Origin of the sequence: Providencia sp. TYF-12 (assembly GCF_041344805.1) — a bacterium.
GTDB lineage: Bacteria > Pseudomonadota > Gammaproteobacteria > Enterobacterales > Enterobacteriaceae > Providencia > Providencia huashanensis.
In genome coordinates this window covers 650,226-672,161 of record NZ_CP166833.1, presented here as the reverse complement: position 1 = coordinate 672,161, position 21,936 = coordinate 650,226, and the positions used below count along the sequence as shown (strand labels likewise).

General features: G+C 41.6%; 21 protein-coding genes. 2 read left to right on the top strand and 19 right to left on the bottom strand.

Annotation, left to right across the window (positions count from 1 at the left end):
- Positions 1–2: 2 nt before the first annotated feature.
- The 16 genes from tatB to ltnD form a co-directional block, all read right to left on the bottom strand.
- Positions 3–545 carry a Sec-independent protein translocase protein TatB gene (tatB, locus tag ABE954_RS02910; RefSeq protein ID WP_048608626.1) on the bottom strand — a complete coding sequence of 181 codons (543 nt, stop codon included), beginning with the start codon at positions 543–545 and terminating at the stop codon, positions 3–5.
- Between the two features lie 3 nt (positions 546–548).
- Positions 549–830, bottom strand: coding sequence for a twin-arginine translocase TatA/TatE family subunit (tatA, locus tag ABE954_RS02905; RefSeq protein ID WP_042848826.1), 282 nt, complete (start codon positions 828–830; stop codon positions 549–551).
- 113 nt (positions 831–943) lie between these two features.
- Positions 944–2,578 carry a ubiquinone biosynthesis regulatory protein kinase UbiB gene (gene ubiB, locus ABE954_RS02900; RefSeq protein WP_042848827.1) on the bottom strand — a complete coding sequence of 545 codons (1,635 nt, stop codon included), beginning with the start codon at positions 2,576–2,578 and terminating at the stop codon, positions 944–946.
- Positions 2,565–3,218, bottom strand: a complete 654-nt coding sequence (locus ABE954_RS02895; protein WP_042848828.1) for an SCP2 domain-containing protein — start codon at positions 3,216–3,218, stop codon at positions 2,565–2,567. Before ABE954_RS02895 ends, ubiB begins: the two co-directional genes overlap by 14 nt.
- Before the next feature lies 1 nt (position 3,219).
- Positions 3,220–3,975 (bottom strand): bifunctional demethylmenaquinone methyltransferase/2-methoxy-6-polyprenyl-1,4-benzoquinol methylase UbiE, encoded by a 756-nt coding sequence (ubiE, locus tag ABE954_RS02890; protein WP_042848829.1) that lies wholly within the window; start codon positions 3,973–3,975, stop codon positions 3,220–3,222.
- A gap of 75 nt (positions 3,976–4,050) precedes the next feature.
- Complete coding sequence (gene rmuC / locus ABE954_RS02885; protein WP_048608629.1) at positions 4,051–5,406, bottom strand: DNA recombination protein RmuC; 1,356 nt, start codon at positions 5,404–5,406, stop codon at positions 4,051–4,053.
- A 112-nt stretch (positions 5,407–5,518) separates the two neighbouring features.
- The gene (locus tag ABE954_RS02880) at positions 5,519–6,049 is read right to left on the bottom strand and encodes a DedA family protein (RefSeq protein WP_042848830.1); all 531 of its coding nucleotides are present in this window, start codon (positions 6,047–6,049) and stop codon (positions 5,519–5,521) included.
- 149 nt (positions 6,050–6,198) lie between these two features.
- Positions 6,199–6,981 (bottom strand): tyrosine-protein phosphatase, encoded by a 783-nt coding sequence (locus tag ABE954_RS02875; protein ID WP_166685925.1) that lies wholly within the window; start codon positions 6,979–6,981, stop codon positions 6,199–6,201.
- A 277-nt stretch (positions 6,982–7,258) separates the two neighbouring features.
- Positions 7,259–8,017, bottom strand: a complete 759-nt coding sequence (gene udp, locus ABE954_RS02870) for a uridine phosphorylase (protein WP_042848832.1) — start codon at positions 8,015–8,017, stop codon at positions 7,259–7,261.
- Positions 8,018–8,307: 290 nt separating this feature from the next.
- Complete coding sequence (locus ABE954_RS02865) at positions 8,308–9,684, bottom strand: GntP family permease (RefSeq protein ID WP_042848833.1); 1,377 nt, start codon at positions 9,682–9,684, stop codon at positions 8,308–8,310.
- Between the two features lie 10 nt (positions 9,685–9,694).
- Positions 9,695–10,654, bottom strand: coding sequence for a D-erythronate dehydrogenase (denD, locus tag ABE954_RS02860; protein ID WP_371025721.1), 960 nt, complete (start codon positions 10,652–10,654; stop codon positions 9,695–9,697).
- 63 nt (positions 10,655–10,717) lie between these two features.
- On the bottom strand, positions 10,718–11,485 hold the full coding sequence (locus tag ABE954_RS02855; RefSeq protein WP_042848835.1) for a DeoR/GlpR family DNA-binding transcription regulator: 768 nt from the start codon (positions 11,483–11,485) through the stop codon (positions 10,718–10,720).
- 12 nt (positions 11,486–11,497) lie between these two features.
- Positions 11,498–12,277 (bottom strand): 2-oxo-tetronate isomerase, encoded by a 780-nt coding sequence (gene otnI / locus ABE954_RS02850; protein WP_042848836.1) that lies wholly within the window; start codon positions 12,275–12,277, stop codon positions 11,498–11,500.
- 10 nt (positions 12,278–12,287) lie between these two features.
- Positions 12,288–12,929 (bottom strand): aldolase, encoded by a 642-nt coding sequence (locus tag ABE954_RS02845; RefSeq protein WP_042848837.1) that lies wholly within the window; start codon positions 12,927–12,929, stop codon positions 12,288–12,290.
- Entirely contained in the window at positions 12,922–14,199 is a 1,278-nt protein-coding gene (otnK, locus tag ABE954_RS02840) for a 3-oxo-tetronate kinase (RefSeq protein WP_042848838.1), read from the bottom strand. Before otnK ends, ABE954_RS02845 begins: the two co-directional genes overlap by 8 nt.
- Positions 14,196–15,104: an L-threonate dehydrogenase gene (ltnD, locus tag ABE954_RS02835; protein WP_042848839.1), complete on the bottom strand. Its 909-nt coding sequence runs from the start codon at positions 15,102–15,104 to the stop codon at positions 14,196–14,198. Before ltnD ends, otnK begins: the two co-directional genes overlap by 4 nt.
- A 392-nt stretch (positions 15,105–15,496) precedes the next feature.
- Between ltnD and ABE954_RS02830 the strand changes: the two genes are divergently transcribed.
- A complete protein-coding gene (locus ABE954_RS02830; protein ID WP_048608635.1) occupies positions 15,497–15,886 on the top strand; it encodes a YidB family protein in 390 nt (129 codons plus the stop codon).
- Positions 15,887–15,947: 61 nt separating this feature from the next.
- Here ABE954_RS02830 and ABE954_RS02825 read toward each other — a convergent pair whose 3' ends face one another.
- Positions 15,948–17,639, bottom strand: a complete 1,692-nt coding sequence (locus tag ABE954_RS02825) for a carboxylesterase family protein (protein WP_226619202.1) — start codon at positions 17,637–17,639, stop codon at positions 15,948–15,950.
- 172 nt (positions 17,640–17,811) lie between these two features.
- Complete coding sequence (gene metE, locus ABE954_RS02820; RefSeq protein WP_166687283.1) at positions 17,812–20,085, bottom strand: 5-methyltetrahydropteroyltriglutamate--homocysteine S-methyltransferase; 2,274 nt, start codon at positions 20,083–20,085, stop codon at positions 17,812–17,814.
- Positions 20,086–20,193: 108 nt separating this feature from the next.
- Here metE and metR point away from each other — a divergent pair, with 108 nt between their 5' ends.
- Positions 20,194–21,150, top strand: coding sequence for an HTH-type transcriptional regulator MetR (gene metR / locus ABE954_RS02815; RefSeq protein ID WP_042848842.1), 957 nt, complete (start codon positions 20,194–20,196; stop codon positions 21,148–21,150).
- On the opposite strand, the gene ABE954_RS02810 is transcribed toward metR, so the two are convergent.
- Positions 21,035–21,934 (bottom strand): carboxylate/amino acid/amine transporter, encoded by a 900-nt coding sequence (locus ABE954_RS02810; protein ID WP_187550701.1) that lies wholly within the window; start codon positions 21,932–21,934, stop codon positions 21,035–21,037. The two genes, metR and ABE954_RS02810, sit on opposite strands and share 116 nt — an antisense overlap.
- Positions 21,935–21,936 lie beyond the last annotated feature (2 nt).

Below are 21,936 nucleotides of genomic sequence, written 5' to 3'. Positions count from 1 at the left end.
TGTTATTTTTCACTTTCAGTTTGATTAGAGTTCTTTACTTTAGCATCGAGCGGCTCAGCCGTTTTCACTGTTGTAGGAGCTTCAGGTGTTTTATCCTCAACAACCGCTGCCATCTTAGCTGCATGCTCAGGGTCAGGATCTGATTCTTGGGTCTCTGGGGCCTTGTTTTCAGCATCCTTAACAGCACTATCATAACTGTCAGTGATCTCTTTTGCTTTATTTAACTCTGTTTCGATATCGCTGGTTGTTGCTTGATAGCCGCTTTTCAATGACTGTGCTGCTGTACGCAGCTCTTCCATGGACTGCTTAAGTTCCGGGGAAAGCGCTTCTAAGTTAGCTTTCTCTTCTACTTTCTTCAGAGTGTCTTGCAGCTCTTGTAATTTCAGCTCTTGTGATAACTCATTTTGTACATTCGCTGCCATTGAACGCATAGCACGTATCCACCCAGCGACAGTTCTCACTGCCACTGGTAAGCGCTCAGGACCTAAGACTACAAGACCAATAACTGTAACAAGCAACAGCTCACTAAAACCTATGTCAAACACGGTTTAACCCTGCTCTTTGTTTTTGCTCTCAACTGGGCTTTCTTTTTTTTCAGAAGCCTGTTGTTCAGTAATGTTCTTAGTCGCAAAGTCGGCATCTTGCTTATCCTGCTCAACTTTTGCCTTTTCATCATCACTCATCGCTTTCTTGAAACCTTTAAGTGATTCACCTAAATCAGAACCTAATGAACGTAATTTTTTGGTGCCGAAAATTAAAATAATAAGCAAAGCAATGATGATTAGTTGCCAAGGACTACCGAAAGCAGCCATTGCAATAGTTGATTCCATTGTTAATACCTCTATAGTTTTGGGATCAATTGTTGTTATATCTATTATATACAACCAACACTAAATACGGAAATGTTCACAGCCTTATAAACTTGTCGCAAAACAAAGTTTACTTAATTATCGCCCGCTTTACACCAACCAATTACCCAAGATAGGGCACCCGCCGCCATAAATACGACCGCAAGCCGTGTAAAATCAGAAATAAAAAATAAGCTACCACACAAAATAAAAGTCGCCCCCACACCTAGAAGATAATGGGATTTACGCTGTTTATTGCGCTGACTTTTCAACTGTTGTGTTAACTGGTCTATATTCGATTGTAAAAACTTATGTTGTCGCAATGCGCCATATATTAAATCAGGAATTTCAGGCATCTTTTCTGCCCAGTAAGGCGCTTTTTCTTTCAATGCCTGAGTAATGGCGGGTAGCCCCACTTGGCTGTGAACCCAATCTTCTAAGAATGGTTTTGCCGTTTTCCACAAGTCAAGCTGAGGGTATAACTGACGCCCAAGCCCTTCCACATACAGTAATGTTTTCTGTAATAATACCAACTGTGGTTGTACTTCCATATTGAAACGACGTGCAGTATTAAACAAGTTTAATAAAACATGCCCAAATGAAATTTCGGCCAATGGTTTTTCAAAAATAGGTTCACAAACTGTACGAATAGCAAACTCAAAATCTTCCACATTTGTATCAAGAGGCACCCATCCTGAATCAACATGTAGTTCAGCAACCTTGCGGTAGTCACGGTTGAAAAAGGCAATAAAGTTTTCTGCAAGATACCGTTTGTCTTCTTTATTTAGTGAACCCACTATCCCGCAATCGATACCAATGTACAGGGGGTCTTCAGGGTGCTCATAGCTAACGAAGATATTTCCGGGATGCATATCTGCATGGAAGAAACTGTCTCGAAAAACTTGGGTGAAAAAAACCTTTACCCCCCGCTCTGCTAGCAGCTTCATATTTGTACCCTGAGCTTTTAGCGCTGTAATATCTGATACGGGGATGCCATAAATACGTTCCATGACCATAACGTTTTCACGGCAATAGTCTGGGTAAACTTCGGGAATGTAAAGCATGGAGCTATTTTCAAAATTACGGCGTAGCTGGATCGCATTGGCCGATTCACGTAGTAGGTTTAGCTCATCAATTAACGTTTTTTCATATTCACGCACTACTTCTTTGGGCCGTAAACGCCTACCATCAGGTAGTAAAGGAACCCAGTTAGCAATACGGTACATCAACTTAATATCGGCTTTAATGATAGGCAGAATATCAGGGCGAATTACCTTGATAACAACATCTTTGCCATTTTCTTTTAGCGTCGCAGTGTGAACCTGAGCAATTGAAGCTGAAGCTAAGGCTTGCTCATCAAAGTCATCAAACCACTGTTCTAGCGGCCCACCAAGAGAATCCTCAATGTAACCTCGAGCTAATTTACCATCAAAACTAGCGACTTTATCTTGTAGCAATGAAAGTTGGTCTGCGATTGCTGGCGGGAAAAGGTCACGACGGGTTGATAACATTTGCCCAAACTTGATCCATACGGGCCCTAGCTCTTGTAATGCAAGGCGAAGCCTTTCGCCTAATGGCCTATCTTTGTGCTGATTTCTAATCCAAAAAAAACCTAAACGCCCAATTCTTAGCGGTAACGTAAGCTTAATTTTGGGGATTAACTCATCTAGTCCATAAGAGAGAAAAACCCGAATAATGAAGTAAAGTCGTTTTATTTCACCGGGTGTCATTCTTCTCCTCCAACAGACTTAACCTTTGTTCGAGCGTATTAATTGAATGTTCTACTTCCTCAACTTTGTCATTAAAATGAGCAAGTTCGAGTTGGCTAGGTGCCATTTTCCATTCTTCAATTAATGCGTCTTTCACATACGTTTTTTGCCTTTTAACTAAGTGAGATGCGAAGCAAACGCCTTTATTCAAGAGTTTACTAAGCCCTTCAGCAGCGACATCACCAATATAAGGTGAAAGATAATGTGCCGGGTTCCAAATTGCTAAATCGAGCAATGAGGACCAATGCTGAACAATCTGCATATCCCCTTCAATCACGATGTCACCACGATTGATTAGCTGAGATAACTGCTGTTTATCTTTCAATTTAATTAAAGTAAATAATGATGTTTTAATTGTACAGTCTGCGGGTTCAACCCATTCGCTTAATACATCAACATGATTTTCAGCAAAAATAAGTGTTAGCGTTTTATTGAGTTCTTTAAGCTCAATAGCCATCACTTTGCCTGCTAAACGTACCCTAGCAGGCTGTAATACTTTTTCTTTGAACAACATATGGTTAAGTGAGGTTTCCATCAATGCTGTTATCAAAGAGTACAAAACTGTATTTTGATTTTCGGTATGTGTTGATGGTGCTTCCATCTTAGAATTTAAACCCTTTATGCAATGCAACAATCCCACCAGTCATATTGGTATAAGAGACTTGCTCAAACCCGGCGTTTTCCATCATCCCTTTAAGTGTTTCTTGGTTAGGGTGCATACGAATGGATTCCGCTAAATAACGGTAGCTTTCTGGGTCGTTCACAATTGCCTGACCAATACGAGGCAATATGTGAAATGAATACGCATCATACGCTTTATTCAATGGCTCAATAATAGGCTTTGAAAATTCTAATACTAATAGACGCCCACCCGGTTTTAGAACACGAAACATCGAACGCAGTGCTTTGTCTTTATCCGTAACGTTACGCAAACCAAAAGAGATAGTAATGCAATCGAAGTGGTCATCTGGAAATGGAAGTTCTTCAGCATTAGCTTGAACATAATTTACATTACCAACAATGCCAAGATCACGTAATTTTTCGCGCCCCATCTTCAACATTGAGTCATTGATATCAGCAAGTATGACTTCACCTTTTTCGCCCACAAGACGCGAAAACTTAGCGGTTAAGTCACCTGTTCCACCAGCAAGGTCAAGTACACGCTGATTACGGCGGACACCACTTGCTTCAATAGTAAAACGTTTCCAGATACGATGAATACCAAATGACATTAAGTCATTCATTAAGTCATACTTTGATGCTACAGAGTGAAAAACATTCGCTACTAGACCGGCTTTATCTTCTTTGCCGACAGTACGGAAACCAAAATCAATGGTTTCTTTAGTTGGTTCAGTCATTTCTCTTATGCCTGCTGATAGTTCAAACTTTTGTTAGAAGTGTAACAGTCTTTGAGGTAAAACCCTATCAGAAGTCTAAGATTCCGCACAATTAGATGCCTCTGAGCGCTCAATAAGTTGAGGCGCGATAGGTTGTTTAATTTCTACCCCTAGCTCTTTAAAACTTTCCGCCTGACTAATTAAATTACCTCGCCCTTGTGCAAGACGTTTCATTGCCGACAGGTAAGTATTATTCGCTTTATCAAGACTGGAGCCTAAAACCTGCATATCATCCACAAACAAGCGTAGTTTGTCATACATTTTTGCAGCTCTTTCTGCAATTTCTTGGGCATTTTGCCCTTGTCGCTCATAGCGCCAAATATTATTGATAGTTCGCACAGCCACTAATAACGTGGACGGGCAAACCAACATGATATTCTGTTTTATTCCTTCATCAAGTAGTTCAGGAGCTTCCTTTAAAGCAAGCAAATACGCAGGTTCAATAGGAATAAACATTAGAACATAGTCTAAAGAGCGTATTCCGGGTAACTGATGGTAATCCTTTCGGCTCAACATACGCATATGGTTGCGTATGGATGCAACATGATTTTTTAGAGCTTGTTGTTGTTCGTGCGGGTCTTCGCTATTGAAATAATGTTCATAGGAAACCAATGACATTTTTGCATCAACAACCACATCTTTACCTTCAGGAAGATGAATAATAACATCGGGTTGATAGCGAGTATTATAACCTGTATTGACACTGACTTGGGTTTCAAACTCGCTTCCCTCCCGCAGACCGGAAACCTCAAGAATGCGAGTGAGGATAGTTTCCCCCCAATTACCTTGGATTTTATTATCCCCTTTAAGTGCCCGGGTTAAGTTAACAGCTTCTTTGGTCATCTGATTGTTAAGCTGCTGCAACTGCCTTATTTCATACGCTAAGGTATGCCTTTCTTTCGCTTCTTCACCAAAACTTTGTTGAACTTGTTGGCGAAAACCTTCTAGTTGTTCACGAAAAGGCGATAACATTGCCAATAAACTTTTTTGTTGCTGTTCCGACGCCCTACGTTCATTTTGTTCAAAAATACGGTTTGCTAAATTTTCAAACTGCGCAGTCAATCGTTGTTCACTGTTTTGTAAAATACGTTGTTTTTCTTCATTTGCGAGCTGATTTTGTTCAAAACGGGTAATGACTTCACGAAGTTCGGCTTCTTGTTCCCGATTGATATCCCGTTGTGTGCGCAATTCTTGGTCAAGCCTGTCGTACTCTGCTTTCCATTGAGCAAGATGAATACTTTTTTCGTCACTTGCCGCCAATTGCCGATTGATTTGTTGTAGCTCTTGATCTTTGTGAGCTATTTTTTGAGCAATAGAAAACCACGTTGCTAAGCCACCCACTAAAATGCCACTCAACACACCAATAACTGCATATAAAAGAGAGGTATCCACGATTACACCCTTACTTTACAAAACCCAGTGTAAGGTAATTGGATACTGTATAAGTGTCCAGAGGTAATTACATATACTGAGAAAATTTTGCGAAGCATTTCGCAAGCTTTGCTTAGCCTACCCAACTTGCAAACCACTTCAGACCGAGTGCACCCGGTGCCAAAATGCCAAATGCCCAGATCATCGCAGAAGCAATATTTGCCAGTTGAAAATGACGCTGTGGCATCGCGCAAATCCCTGCCACAAGGGGAACAACCGCACGTAGAGGGCCAAAAAATCGCCCAAAGAAAATCCCCCATACCCCCCAGCGGTCAAAAAAACGATGCCCTTTATCTATCATTTGCGGGTTACGGGAAATCGGCCACATTTTGCGAACATTCTCTTTATAATGAAAACCAAACCAATAAGAGAGCCAATCCCCAAAAAATGCCCCTAAAGCGGCAGCAAGCCATATTGGCCAAAATGTAATATTACTTTCACCAATTAAAGCGCCTAACCCTAATAAAATGACTGTTGCAGGTAAAAGTAGCGATAAAAATGCTAATGACTCACCAAACGCGAGAAAGAAAATAATAGGAAGAGCCCATATTTCATTTTCACGAGTAAAGTCGGTTACAAGGGTAACGATTTCATTAAGCGTCAAAGCAATCCCCTATCATCATTGATTTACTTTATTACAGTAACGAAAATGTGATAAATCAAGGTTAAACGAAGCAAAAAATCCTTATCAATTAACCGAGTTATGGAATTTATAAGGCGCAATTTCCACAACTCGTCGTCACTTAAGATAGATCAATCAAGAAAATGACTTTGCAGTGCTTCCCGCTGGCCAGCCCCCAATCCAAAATCTTTCTCTAGCCATTTATCAACATTGCCATAGTGACTTTCAATACTCTTTAAGGCAGTCATTAGAAAGTCTTCGCGCACGGAATAAACATACTCAAACTTTTTAACGATGTTTTCATTCATCGTTTTTGCATGCTCTGCTAAAAGATGTTTGCGATAAGGTGCTAGTGTTTCGTTGGTCAATAAATAATCTTCCATAACGGTTTCCAAATCGGCCCCGAGCGCAAAGAGGACTAATGCTGAACCAACGCCGGTACGGTCTTTCCCGACAGCGCAATGTTGGACTATTCCACCTTTCTCTGGTTGTTGCAGTAAGTTCACCAGTTGATGATAAGCTGGGTTATTCAACGGTAATAATTCATACAGACGGAACATAAAAGCTTGTGGGTCAAATTGTTCTAATATTTCTGGGGTCAGTTTATCTAAGTTAGCCGAAACCTCCTTAGCTAAAGGATTCGCTGGCGCATGAATATAATGAGCCCCTTCCCAGATCACATCAGGCTTATCTAAAATTTCAGCTTCATCACGGTAATCAATAATTTGAAAAAGATTTTGTGAATGTAAAACGGATTCATCTTCTTGAGTTAAGCGGTCTAATGACCCCGAACGAAATAGCATACCAGGTTTAATTTTGCTGCCATTAGGAAGTTTTTTCCCGCCAAGATCGCGGAAGTTAATCCCCCCTTTAAGAGGAAGTACTGAAGGGTGAAGATAAGGTGTTGTCGACATAATAATTCCTTTTAGCCCCACAGCTTTTATTCAGATCACAAAAATAAATGCATCCTGAATAATTTGAGGGCACATAATATTGATAATTGTTTTTATGACAATAACAGATCTACGAAATAAGGGGGATCAGATTATTCACTGTAAATTGTTAGCAATTACTAAATTTATAGGAAAAATATAAATGAGGGAATACAGGAAGAAAGTGCGGAGACTAAGCTCGCCTACTTTACATCCACAACCGAGTGAAATTTCAGTAAGCGAGCCAGTAAATTATTGACTATAGCAGACGACGAGCAGCCTCAACGACAATGCTTAGTACGTTACCTTCCGTTTTTTTCAGTAACGCTTCGTTTGGAATTTCTTGCTGGGTCCGGTTAACAATAACGCCTGCAACCATACCTGCACGTAAGCCTTTGCTACTGGAACACATAGTGAGCAATGTCGCCGATTCCATTTCATAGTTCATTACCCCCATGTCCTGCCACTCTTTCATTGAACCTCTGAAATGGCGCATAACACGGCCGGTATAAGTATCGTAACGCTCTTGGCCTGGGTAGAAGGTATCTGAAGAAGCCGTCACCCCAACATGTACTGTCGCACCTGCATCTTTTGCCGCAGCGTAAAGAGCATTAGTACAATTAAAATCTGCAACTGCTGGATATTCTAATGGCGCAAAGTGTTGGCTAGCACCGTCTAAGCGTACTGCACCTGTTGTGACTAATACATCACCAACATTAATATCTTCTTGGATTGCGCCTGTTGTACCAATACGTAAGAAAGTACGAATGCCTAGCTGAGCGAGTTCTTCAACCGCAATAGATGTTGACGGGCCGCCAATACCTGTTGAGCACACAATAACCGCTTTTCCATCGAGCTCACCACGCCAAGAGGTATATTCACGCAATGATGCAAGGTGTACAGGGTTATCCATCAGACGTGCAATTTTTTCAACACGGTTAGGGTCCCCAGGAACAATCGCTACAGTTGCCCCCTGTAAGTCACTTTTCTTTAAACCTAAGTGGAAAACGTCAGACATTTCAAACTCCTTTACACAATGGCATCATTAAATCAGTCATCACTGATTAATCGTAACTAGTAATATAGCGAGAAAACCATTAACTTTTAGTGATAAGCGTCACTTTTAATGAAAACAATAAAAACTTTATTTCATTATTTAGTGATATTCATCACAAATTAATATTTGCGCTATGTCTATTTAAAATCCGTTGATACCAGTATAGATGAAAGTTTGTCATAACCACAAAAAGCGCCCCTAATAGCTGGGCGCTTTGATTATTTGGCAGAACTAAAAATAATAACGCTATGTTAGAGAACTACATCAAGGATAAGGACACCAACTAAACCTATACCCCACGCAATAGTGGTAGGGATAGACCAAACAATAATTTGTTGTTTAACGTCCTTTATTCCCATCATTCTGTTCACAACCCAATATAGGCTGTCGTTGAAATAACCGAAGAACAGAGACCCCATTGTTGCCGCTTGCGCCGCAACTAATAAGTTAATATCGGGTATTTGGCTAATGATCGGCGCAGAAATAGATGCTGCTGTGATCATTGCAACTGTACCAGAGCCTTGGATCAAACGAACCAATGTCGCGATAATAAACGGAATTAATACAGGTGTAATAGGCAAGTTAGCAACATGCTCAGCAAGAATGTTCCCTGTTCCGCTATCACGTAACACCGCACCTAATGCACCACCAGCACCAGTAACTAATAGGATGATCCCCGCCGATTGCAAGCCTTCTTCCATACGGTCAATGACTTCTTCTTTCGTTGCTTTTGGCATTAATGTGTATACAGAGATCAATACACTTATTGATAAAGCAATAATCGGCGCACCTAAGAATTCAAAAGTCTGGAAATACCAATTGCCTTCCATACCTTGGAATGGTGCTGTTTTCAAAATCAAGCCATTAATTGCATTAATAAAGATCAGCAAAATTGGCGTGATAATCGGTAATAATGATAAAAATAAGCTTGGTAATGGTTTATTTGCTTTTTCTTCCATGTAACGGGCATGAACTTCTTTTAAATCTTCGCTGCCCGTTTCATCTGGCATAAACTCAGGATATTTAGTGCCTAACCATTTTGCGTAAAAAACAATACCAATAACACAGGGGAGAGCAAGGCTCATCCCAGCAAGGATCATCGCCCCGACATCAACACCGAAAATACCTGCAACGCCTAAAGGACCTGGTGTTGGCGGAACAGTATGGTGTGTAACAACGAGCCCACCAGCAAGTGCAACTCCTAATGTTAAGATGCTGCGCTTACCGTTTTTTGCCAGTGCTTTTGCCAATGGATATAAGATGACGAAAGCAGAATCAACAAAGATAGGGATACTGACAATATAACCAGTAATTGCCAATGCCCACTCTTCGCGTTTTTTACCTAACCATTTGATAAAGCTATAGGCTATCTGTTCAGCGGCACCGGAAACTTCCAATACCCTTCCCATCATTACCCCGAGTCCGATAACAATACCAATGCTACCGAGTGTTGACCCAAAGCCTTTCGTAATTACTGTCACTGTCTCTGCTGCTGTCAATCCACCAGAAATACCTGCGATTGCAGCAGCAATTAGCATCGCTAACAGCGCATGAACACGCGTTCGTAATACTAAAAAGATCAGGACAAATATGGCCACCGCGAGGCCAATAACAGGAATATAGGACATAGTTTATCTCCTACTTGGATGCGCCATGGTGAGTGACAAACGAGCGTATCGCATCACTGAAAGAGCCATCTGCACGGAAGCCAAGTTCCAAAGCACGGCTGATATCAAATTTACCCGGCCAGCTAGCCACAATACGATTAATAGCTTCATCTGGTTCAAATCGGATAAGATCAACAGCGTCTTGCCCTGCAACTTCACGCAGTGCATCAATCATGCCTTGTACAGTAACGGTGATCCCCGGCAGATTGACTGTGCGCGATTTACCAAATTTTTCTGCTGGAATACTGACAGCATGGATAAAATTATTGATAACTGTTTCAGGGCTGGATAACCATAAAGCGAGATCAGGAGAGACAGGACAAACACTTTCAATCCCATTTAATGGCTCACGAATAATGCCACTCGCGAATGAAGAAGCGGCTTTATTTGGCACACCTGGACGGATACTAATGGTTGGTAAACGCATAACACGCCCATCCACATAACCTTTACGTGAATAATCATTGACCATCAGCTCGCACATGGCTTTTTGGGCGCCATAAGAAGATTGAGGATTAACCACACATAAATCAGTGATCACCTCAGGTAATTCTCCGCCGAACACTGCTAGCGAACTGGTGAACATAAATTTGATTGCTGGGTTTTTGGCACGTGCAACTTCCAATAATTGGCGAGTTGCTTCGAAGTTAACCTTCATACCCAAGTCAAAATCACTTTCAGCGTGGCTACTAACGATAGCTGCTAGGTGGAAAACCACATCAGTTTGCGCATCAATCAGTTTATCGGCCGCACCTGGCTGTGTTAAATCTAACGCAACACAACTGACTCGTGCATCCTCAATGGGTGCTGTAGGGCACTGAATATCGGCTAAAACAAGGTGGTCAAAATTTAAGCCCTGAGTATTTTTAAGCAAAGCAGCGGCTAGCTGCTGGCCCAGAAAGCCTGCGCCACCAGTAATAATAACTTTCATTGTAATTCTCCTTGCTATAGCCTTTTAACTGGCTATGCAGTTCTAGGTAAGATTATTTATGTTTTATGTCTTGATTAAATGAAGTTTTATGTTTTGTTCTGTTATCCGTTGCACGACATCCGTTGGCAGTTGGTCATCGCAAATAATGTCGTGCAATTGATTCAATGGACAAACACGGAACATGCCATATTTGCCGAACTTACTACTATCTGAAACCAGCACGCAACGGCGAGCAACATCAAGTAGAGTCTGTTTTATCTGAACTTTTTCTTCATGTGGGGTCGAAACCCCATGCTGTATATCCCATGAACTCGTACTGATAAACGCAATGTCCACATTTAACGTTTGCAGCATCATTGCCGCGGTATTGCCTACGCAAGAATGGTTACGTTTATCTACCTGCCCCCCGGTGTGATACAGGTTTAACTGTGACTTATTCATCAGATACTGCATGATAGAAAAATCATTAGTGACAATAGTTAAATTAAAACGCTCACCGAGTACTCGTGCAATTTCAAAGGTCGTCGTCCCAGCATCGAGATACACAACTTGCCCATCTTCAACTAATGAGCTAGCAAACTGCCCAATTTCACGTTTATGACGGTGATGCAACCGTGCTTTTTCACTCCAAGGGAGCTCTTGGCGTAGTGCATCATTTAATTTAACGCCACCACTAACACTGGTTACTTTCCCTTTTTCTTCCAACATGCGGATATCACGTCGTACTGTCATATGCGAAACATTCATTAGCTCAACTAAATCACTAATTGAAACAGTTTGGTGCTCATGCACATAACGATAAATAAAATCACGACGCTCAGAAGGAAGCATAGGTTTTCCTCATTATGAATTTGCTTGTTTTAACCAGCCTAACCCATCTTCGGTACGGCCAGCAGGGTGATATTCACATCCTAACCAACCTTCGTAACCCATTTCATCTAATTTTTTAAAAATCCATGGATAATTAACTTCGCCACTATCCGGTTCATGGCGATATGGCACTGACGCTATTTGAATATGACTAAACTTGCCCCATAAACGCTCAATCGTTTTCAATAAATCACCCTCCATAATTTGGCAGTGATATAAATCTAACTGGATAAAGACATTTTCACGGTTAATTTCAGGTAATAGCGCTTCGGCTTGCTTTTGAGTCGTTAAAAAATACCCCGGCATATCACGAGTATTAATCGGCTCGATCAGTACACGAATACCGTGTTCTGCCATAACATCCGCAGCATGTTGAATGTTTTTGATAAAACACGCTTTTTGCTGCTCAAGTGTGAAGTTTTCATCCACTTTACCCGCCATTGCATGCACTTGCTTGCAGCCCAACGCTTTCGCGTATTTCAATGCAGTTTGTACGCCTTCAGCAAACTCAGCCTCACGACCCGGAATAGAAGCCATACCGCGCTCTCCCGCTCCCCAGTCACCTGCTGGCATATTAAATAAAGCCTGAGTTAAATTGTATTTTTTGAGTTCACCGGCAATCGCATTAGCATCTTCTTCGTAAGGGAAAAGATACTCAACACCTTTGAACCCTGCGTTCGCTGCACTTGCAAAACGTTGCATAAAAGGCACTTCGTTAAACATCATGCTTAAATTTGCCGCAAATTTAGCCATTTCTGTTTCCTTACTTTTGTGGATAACGACTTTCGAGCTGCTCAACTTGCTCTTGCGTTAATGTTGTAAAGCCGTGTGGGCGTAAGGTGATGTACAGACGAGCAGTATCTTCTAATTCTTCAGTATTAAAGAATGCTTGTCTTAATGTTTTCCCTCCCACTACGGGGCCATGATTCGATAACAATACCGCGTTATGGGTCGGTGCCAATTTGGCAATTTCCTCACCAATACGGTCATCCCCCGGAGGTAGGTACTCAATTAATGGTAATTTACCTACTCGCATCACGTAATAAGGGGTGATTGGCGGTAAGCAGTTTTTAGTATCCAACCCCGGCAAACAAGATAATGCGGTCAACCAAGGGGAATGAAGATGGACAACCGCTTGGCAATCAGGGCGTTGTAAATACATCGCCATATGCATAGACACTTCTTTCGTTGGTTTATCACCGTCTATCCAGTTACCTTCGGCATCTAATTTGCTCAATCTGTTTGGGTCTAAATCACCAAAGCTTGAATTTGTGGGTGTTACAATAATGCACCCATCAGGTAACCGAGCACTAATATTTCCTGCACCACCGCTGCTATATCCACGGTTAAACATTGACTTAGCCCAATCGACTAGTTCTTGGCGCAGCGCCTTTTCATCACTCATTAAACATCTCCTGTGCAAACTGGAAGAAATTTTCTTGGCCGAAATTACCTGATTTCAGCGCTAACCAGCTACCGCTTGCTAAATCTTGTACCCATGGAACACCAGGGGCGATTGGTGAACCAATACTTAATTGTTCTGTACCTAGGCTTTGAACTACTTTCCCTGAGGTTTCACCACCAGCAATAATAAAGGTGTCATACCCTTGTGATTGAAGTAACTTCACAACCTCTCCAAACACATTTTCAACTGCTGCGCTGGACTCTGCTGCACCGTATTTTTCTTGCGTTTTTTTCAGTAATTCAGGTGGTTGAGTGGCATATAATAAAGGTGCTAACCCTCCACCTTGCTGTTCTTGTACCCAAGTAGCTAACAACTTTGCATACTCAGGGTTAGCTAAACATTCACCAACATCTAAGGCCTTTGCTGGGGCAACTTTTTGATAAGCCTGTACTTGCTTATTAGTCATAACCGAGCAACTACCTGATAAAATCACCGTTTTCCGAGTTGTTCCCGTTGGCTTTTCACCTCGAGCGCTGTTTTCACCCCATGCACATTGGCTATCAATGTTTGCTAATGCGGCGCCTAAACCGGACCCCCCGGTCAATAGAGGCATAGTCTTTACTGCCTGTGCGATAGGTAACAGATCATCCATCGTCAAGGTATCAACAATGGCATAGTTCACCCCTTGTTGGGCTAATTCAGTTAATTGTGACTTAACGGCTTCGCTACCTTGTTGGATGTCAGCAAGTTTGATTAAACCCGCCTTACCTTTTGACTGTTTTTCCATCACCCGTAATAAATTTGCATCAGTCATTGGCGTAACTGGATGGTGCTGCATACCGCTTTCATTGAGCAATTGACCATTAACAAACAAGTGGCCATGAACTACGGTTCGACCATTAACGGGCAGCGCAGGACAAACTAATGCGAGAGTCGTACCGAGTTGTTTCATCAATGCATCAGTGACTGGGCCGATATTTCCTTTTTCTGTCGAGTCAAATGTCGAGCAGTATTTAAAGAAAATTTGTTGGCACTGGGCTTTTTTCTTCAGCCAATTGCATGCATTCACTGAGGCATTGACTGCTTCATCCACTGGGCAAGAACGACTTTTCAAGCTAACAACAATTGCATCAACACCTTGTGGTATCACTGTGTTTTCATCAGGTTCATTCAATAATTGAACTACCTTCCAACCGTTTTGCACCATAAAACCTGCAATATCAGTTGCACCGGTAAAATCATCGGCGATCACACCTAACTTCACTGTCATGCTTTTTTCTCCGGTAAAGTAATACCTTTAAATGTTTTGATCACAGCACTATCATCTTGCTGCCCAAACCCCTCACTGCTAGCTGAAATAAACATTTGGTGAGCTGTGGCTGCCAGTGGTAATGGGAAATTTAGCGCCTTCCCTGTTTCCATTACTAACCCTAAATCTTTCACAAAAATATCGACGGAGGATTTCGGGGTATAATCACCGTCTAATACATGTTGCATACGGTTTTCAAACATCCATGAATTCCCAGCCGCATGAGTCACAATGTCGTACATTACCGCTAGGTCAATACCCGCTTTGGATGCTAAGGCCATGCTTTCCGCAGCAACCGCAATATGCACTCCAGCCAATAGCTGGTGGATCGTTTTTACTGTTGAACCTAAACCGACTTCGTCACCCACACGATATAGACGTTCAGAAATTGCTTCGAACACGTGTGATAGTTTTTCAAATAATACAGGTGCTCCTGATGCCATAACGGTTAACTTGCCATCCGCTGCTTTAATGGAGCCCCCTGAAATCGGCGCATCGACCAGAGGTAACTGGTATTCAGCAAGGCGTTGAGCAATGCTTTTGGTTTGCTCAGCCGCTAAGGTGCTGTGTAAAACAATGATGGTGCCTGGACGTAGCTGCTCCACGAGTGGTTTTTCACCCGAAAATAAAATAGCCTCAACCTGACGACCATTAACAACGACCAGTAATAAAGCATCAATGAGATGAGCAAATTCTGCTGCATCTTGCCCAACGCCTTTTGCCCCTGTGCGAAGAAGGCGTTGGCAAGCATCTTGGTTTAAATCAAATCCATAGGTAGAAATATTATTTTTTATTAAAGATTGGGCTATCCCCATTCCCATGGAACCAAGGCCAATAACGCCAATATTATTAACGAAATTTCCCATAATGACCCCTGATGTTGTTAATCTTCGTGACTGTTGTGAATTTTCACACAATAAAATTCACAAACACATGACTAACGTCACATTAAGAATAATATAAAAAATAAACAAAACAGACATAACCATCTGAATAACAATAAATTAATGATTTAACATCACTACAAAGACATTCACAGGATAATGTGATAAAAAATGTGATGCTGGTTGTGTTTATTTGTCCCACTACAATATGCTGAAAAATATATTTTTAGGCTAAGTTGTCCTCAGTACGTTATTTTTATTGACCTTAAGGCTAAATCGACCAAAATAACCCGCTACTTTTTTAGTGTCATGTTCCATACTAGGGTTATATCTATAGCTGTTAAGCATTAGCTGACATATTGTGAGGAGTTAAAATGGGTTTATTTGAACAAGTAATGGGAATGGTTGCTGGCGATAAAATGCAACAATTTCAATCAGTCATCGATTGGCTTGAAAACCAAGGGGGCTTAAGCGGTGTTGTTGAAAAGTTTAACGAGCAAGGGTTAGGCGGTGTTATTGCATCTTGGATTAGTGAAGGTGAGAACTTGCCTATCGATAATAACCAGCTAATGCAAGTATTTGGCAATGTTAATATCCAAGAACTCGCTCAAAGTGTCGGCCTTGATGCACAGTCAACTTCAGATTTAGTGGCAAAATACCTTCCGCAACTCGTCGATAATGCGACACCAAATGGAGAAATTCCAGAAAACTTGGATCTTGCCTCCATTGGTATGAACCTTCTGAAATCAAAACTCTTTGGTTAAGCGTTAGCTGGTTGATAAACCTTATTTTAGGCTTATCAACCATTTTATGGACAGCAAAACGCTATTGCGTTTCTTTGTGAGAAAACTGTTTATCTAAAGGCTCACTGAACCAACGCCCATTAAGTACTTGCGTTATTATTTGCTGTTTCTCTTCTGGGGTTACCGTATTATCTTGCTCAATCAAAGCAACAACATCATCGTATTGATATGGTTTATTACTCATATAAATAATTGATTTTATTTTATTTGCATTAATAACAAGTAATGATTCCCCTGCTTGTTCATTTTCTGGTGACCAAGGCTTCCATTCAATTTGGCCTTTATTCGATGGTACACCATTCAATAAAAAATTAGCTAAGTAGCCATTAAATTTCTGTCTGACATCTTTCGTCCCCTCTAATTTAACCAATTCTTGAGTGAACGGGCTAAACTTTGTTTTATCCCACAGTGCCAAAAAAATACCATGGAAAGAACCTAATGGGGCAAGTTGGCTGCCCGTCACAACTTCATCACTGCCCAAACTAAATTCCACACCATAAATCGGTGCCTTGTAATGAGGGTACATCTTTTGGGCCGATTGATTCACATTAAACAGGCTATAAAACAAACTGCCATATTTATTCGCAAAATCATATTGATTCAAAAGGCGAGTATTCGTCGCTAATGAGCCATCTGCTATTGCCCCCGCAAAACGCTTATCACCTCGAGCAAATAAAGAAAACTCCCCCTGCCCAGTGACCATGATAATGGGGACTGAGTGATATGCGTTTGTTTCAAAACCATTTTTAGGTAGCACTACCCCATCTCGATACAGGTGTGGAAACTGTGACATTCTAATGCCAGCATCGCCAAATAACGTCGCTAGGTCTGCGGCTGGGAGTTGATAAAGATACGCTTTAACATCTGGTGAGCCGCTTAAAAGCCACTCTTTCGCTAAATCTAGTGTTGGTTTTTTATTATCTCGAACCACTAACTTGGCTAATCGGTCAGCAAAAATTTGTTCTGCTTGGTTTTTATTTGCCGTTGTCATTCCTCCGCTAAATACAATCGCTTTATTGAATGAGTTCTCAAATATTGGGGAGATCAGCATTGCCATAACATCTCGTCCCCCCGCAGAGAAACCGGAGACGGTAATGTTATTTGGGTTTCCACCAAATGCAGCAATATTTTCTTTTACCCAATCCAGTGAAAGCTTAATGTCTAATAACGCGTAGTTTCCAGAGTCTTCTATCTTATCCCCTGTGTTAAGTGCTTGAAGAGGGTTAAAACCGAGTGCGCCAAGACGATAGTTGACGGTAACGATCACTGCATTTAGTTCCGTTGCAACCAACTGAGGGTTAAATTCGGCTGAAGTCCCTGTTTGGTTATTTCCACCATGTAGGTAAAACAAAACAGGGAGGTTTTTCTGATTATCGTCAGGCCTATAGATATTAAGATTCAAACAATCTTCAGTACCTATCGCCCCTGATTGGCTAGTTTGAATACAATTTTGAGCAGGCTTAGTCGCATCAAACGTTTCAGACCACTGGCTCACTGGTTCTGGTTTTTTCCAGCGCAACTCCCCTTGAGGAGCTTTACCATAAGGAATACCAGTCCATGTGACTAACGACTGTTGTGTACTACCTTGGACTTTTCCATTTGTTGTTTCAATAATGTGGTCAATAGCATAAGCCGATGAACTCCAAATAGAAATTAATAAAAATACCGCTGTACTTGTTTGTAACAATGATTTTTTCATTGGTATTTTAAACATATTGTTTTCCCTATTAATTTGGCAAAAAATCGCATTCACATTTAGTTTTATTATCAACAAAGAGTAACTGAAATATATAACCGCATTTTTAAATTATTAAAGTTAAATTTTGTGCTAATTTTATAAAAAAGGGCAGGTTCCCCCTGCCCTTTGTCACTTACTGACTTTATTTTTAGTGCTCACTTCTCAGTTGTTTTGCTGCTTGAACCATATTGGCTAAGGCTTGACGAGTCTCTGACCAACCGCGGGTTTTTAATCCGCAGTCAGGGTTAACCCATAAACGTTCAACAGGAACACGTTTTTCCGCTTTTCTCAGCAACGCGACAATCCATTCCACACTTGGCACATTTGGTGAGTGAATATCATACACCCCAGGCCCAATTTCATTTGGATAATGGAAAGTCTCAAATGCGTCTAGCAAGTCCATATCCGAACGTGATGTTTCAATGGTGATCACATCCGCATCCAATGCAGCAATGGAATCCATGATGTCATTAAACTCGCAATAACACATGTGGGTATGAATTTGAGTATTGTCTTGTGCAACTGCAGCACTGAGTTTGAATGCATCAACCGCCCATTTTAAGTAATCTGCCCACTCGTCTCTGCGCAGTGGTAAACCTTCTCGTAAGGCAGGCTCATCAATTTGAATAATGCCAATCCCCGCTTTTTGTAAATCATCAACCTCGTCACGTAATGCTAACGCAATCTGTTTCGCAATCGTTTCACGGCTAACATCTTCACGAGGGAAAGACCAACAGAGGATCGTCACAGGGCCTGTCAACATCCCCTTAACCGGTTTTTCTGTTAACGATTGAGCATACTTTGCCCATTCCACTGTAATCGCCTCTGGGCGGCTAATATCGCCAATAATGACAGGGGGTTTCACACAGCGCGAGCCATAGCTTTGCACCCAACCATTTTGGGTGAAAACATAGCCGTCAAAATGTTCACCAAAATATTCAACCATGTCATTACGTTCTGCTTCACCATGAACTAGCACGTCAATATCTAAAATTTCTTGTTCTTTAATCGCTTGTTTAATGTGCTCGCTAATATTGGTGCGGTAATAAGTTTTATCCACATTACCTTTTTTAAAATCTAAGCGTAATGTTCTAATTTCACTGGTTTGAGGGAAAGAGCCGATGGTTGTTGTTGGCCATAATGGCAGGTTAAAGCGCTCACGTTGACGCTGTGCACGCTGCGAATACGGGCTACTACGTTGTGTATCACCATCACGAATAGCCGCTAAACGTTGTGCTACCGCCGCGTTATTCACCCTAGTTGATGTTTTGCGAGCTCGGATTGGCGCACTATATGTTTCTAGTGTAGCAATATGATTTTCTGTTGGTTGATTTAGCGCTTTTGTCAGTAAAGCGAGTTCTTCACATTTTTGTATTGCAAAAGCAAACCAACTTTTCACTTCTGTATCTAAACGGGTTTCATCATTCAGGTCAATGGGGCTATGCAGTAATGAACATGAGGTGCCAACCCACAAATTACGCTGACCTAATAACGGTTTCACCCGTGAGAATTTTTCACCTAAATCGGCCTTCCATACGTTACGCCCATTGATAATACCGAGTGATAATACCCAATCTGCGGGTAGCGCTTTATGTAGCTCTTCAATATCATCAGCGCCTGCCACAACATCAACATGTAAGCCTTGAACAGGGAGGCTTTTAATTAAATCTAAATGGTGGCTAATACCATCAAAATAGGTGGTTAACAGCAATTTTGTGTTACCCGATAGCGCCTGATAAGCCTGTTGATACGCTTCTTGCCATTGCGCAGGTAAATCTAACACTAAAGCAGGCTCATCAATTTGTACCCATTCAATACCTTTTTCTGCGAGACGTGAAAGAATTTCCTGATAAACAGGCAATAATTCATTTAGCAATGATAAACGGTCAAAGGCTCCACCTTTAACTTTCCCTAACCATAGGTAAGTTATAGGGCCAATAATCACAGGTTTTGCTTTATGACCTAACGCTAATGCCTCATCCACTTCGTCAAATAATTGCGTCCATGATAATGCGAACTTTTGCCCTTTTTGAAATTCTGGCACGATATAGTGGTAGTTGGTGTTAAACCATTTAGTCATTTCCCCTGCTGGGGCTGGTGTTCCCGTTGGTGCACGACCACGAGCGACACGAAATAGTGTATCTAAGTCAATTGAACCATCTTCATTTTGGTGACGCGGAGGCACATTTCCTAATAGTAAGCTGGTTGTCAGTACTTGGTCATACCAAGCAAAATCACCAACAGGTAATAGCTCAACTCCCGCATTTTTTTGTTGTTCCCAATGGCGAACGCGTAATACGTGACCGACGTCTAATAGAGCAGCTTGGTCAATCTTGCCTGCCCAATAATCTTCTTGTGCACGTTTTAATTCTCTTTTTAGTCCAACACGTGGAAACCCAAGCGTATGATTTATAACAGACATATTGACCTCTTAAAATATTTAGCCGTCTAGATGTTTACACATCTATAATCAACAGGTACTGTATAAAGCACAAGCGCAAATTATTCATTATCACGGTGAAGGTTTTTCATGATCGAATTAAAACACTTAAAAACATTGCAAGCGCTCAGCCAATACGGTTCATTAGCTGCAACGGCGACCCACTTGCACCAGACACAGTCGGCCCTGTCTCACCAGTTTAGTGATTTAGAGCACAGACTAGGTTTTCGGCTATTTATTCGCAAAAGCCAACCATTACGTTTCACACCACAAGGCGAAGTTTTGCTGCAACTCGCACAGCAAGTCTTGCCATTAGTGAAAGATGCGATCCGCGTATGTAATGAACCTGGCGTTTGTGCATTACGTATTGCCATTGAGTGTCACAGCTGTATTCAGTGGTTAACCCCTGCTTTGCAACAATTTCGGCAAACTTGGCCACAAGTCAGCGTTGATTTTAAATCAGGTGTCACTTTCGACCCCCAGCCGGAGTTACTCTCAAGGGAATTAGATATCGTGATGACATCTGACATATTGGCAGAGCAAGGCCTACACTACACACCTATGTTTGACTATGAAGTGAAACTGATTGTCTCCAATGACCATCCGTTAGCCAAAAAGCCGTATATTGAGCCCCATGACTTGGCAGACGAAACCCTGCTCATCTACCCAGTACAACGGGATCGCTTTGATGTTTGGCGTCATTTTTTACAACCAGCTGGGGTCTCACCCAATGTAAAAAATGTAGATAACACATTAATTTTAATTCAAATGGTTGCAGCAAAAATGGGGATAGCAGCGCTCCCTCACTGGGCGGTTGATTCCTTTGAAAAACAAGGTCTGATTAAAACAAAAACACTGGGGAGTGGTTTATGGAGCCGACTGTACGCTGCTTGCCGTGAGGGGGAGCAGCGCCAGCCAGCCATTGAGGCTTTTACTGCGACCGCGACGGATCATGCTGTGGAGAACTTGTCTTATGTAAAGGGCGCGAAAGGATCCAACGCCTATGCACCCAAAGAGAAGCAATTATCAAGCTCGATCCTATGGTAAAGCTCAACCAATCGGGGTGCTGTTGCCAAATAGCAAAATTCACTAATAACCCTGCTGGAACCATCATGTTATTCATTATAGCAAGGGTTCCAGCATCAACTTTTGTGGCACCATAGTTCCACATAAAGTAGCCAATTCCTGACGCCACAATGCCAAGCCACAATAATACCCCCCATTGAAGCGTTGTCGTTGGCATCATTGATTTATTGCCAAATAACAACCAGCCAATCAGTGCAACTAGCGTAGCGCCCAGATAAAACCATGAAAATGCCTGATGTTGAGGAATAGGGTGTATTTCCATCAACCGCTTATAACCTACCTGCCCAATAGCAAAAAAGATATTTGCTAACTGCACGAAGAGTAAACCTAACCAAAAAGATTCACTTAAGTGATCATAACGTATGATAGCAGCACCAATTACAGCGAGTAGTGAGCTAAATAAGTAACCTTTACGGAGTGGTTGTCGTTCTAACAAATCATAAATCAACGTCACATATAACGGCGTTAATACCGTAAAAAGTAAAAACTCAGCTACCGTTAGGTATTGATAGGCATGGAATACAAAAAGATACATCACCCCAAGTTGGCAAGCACCTACCGCCATATACAGAGCAATCACCTTGACGCTAAATTGACGCCAACGTAAGAAAGGTAAGAAAACTAACGAAGCAAGTGCAACACGCACCAATACCGAAAACCAACTGTCAACTTGGCCAGCAAGGTATTCGCCTATAAGACTAAAAGACGCTGCCCAAAGCAGCGTCGTAATAACAAGTAACCACATAA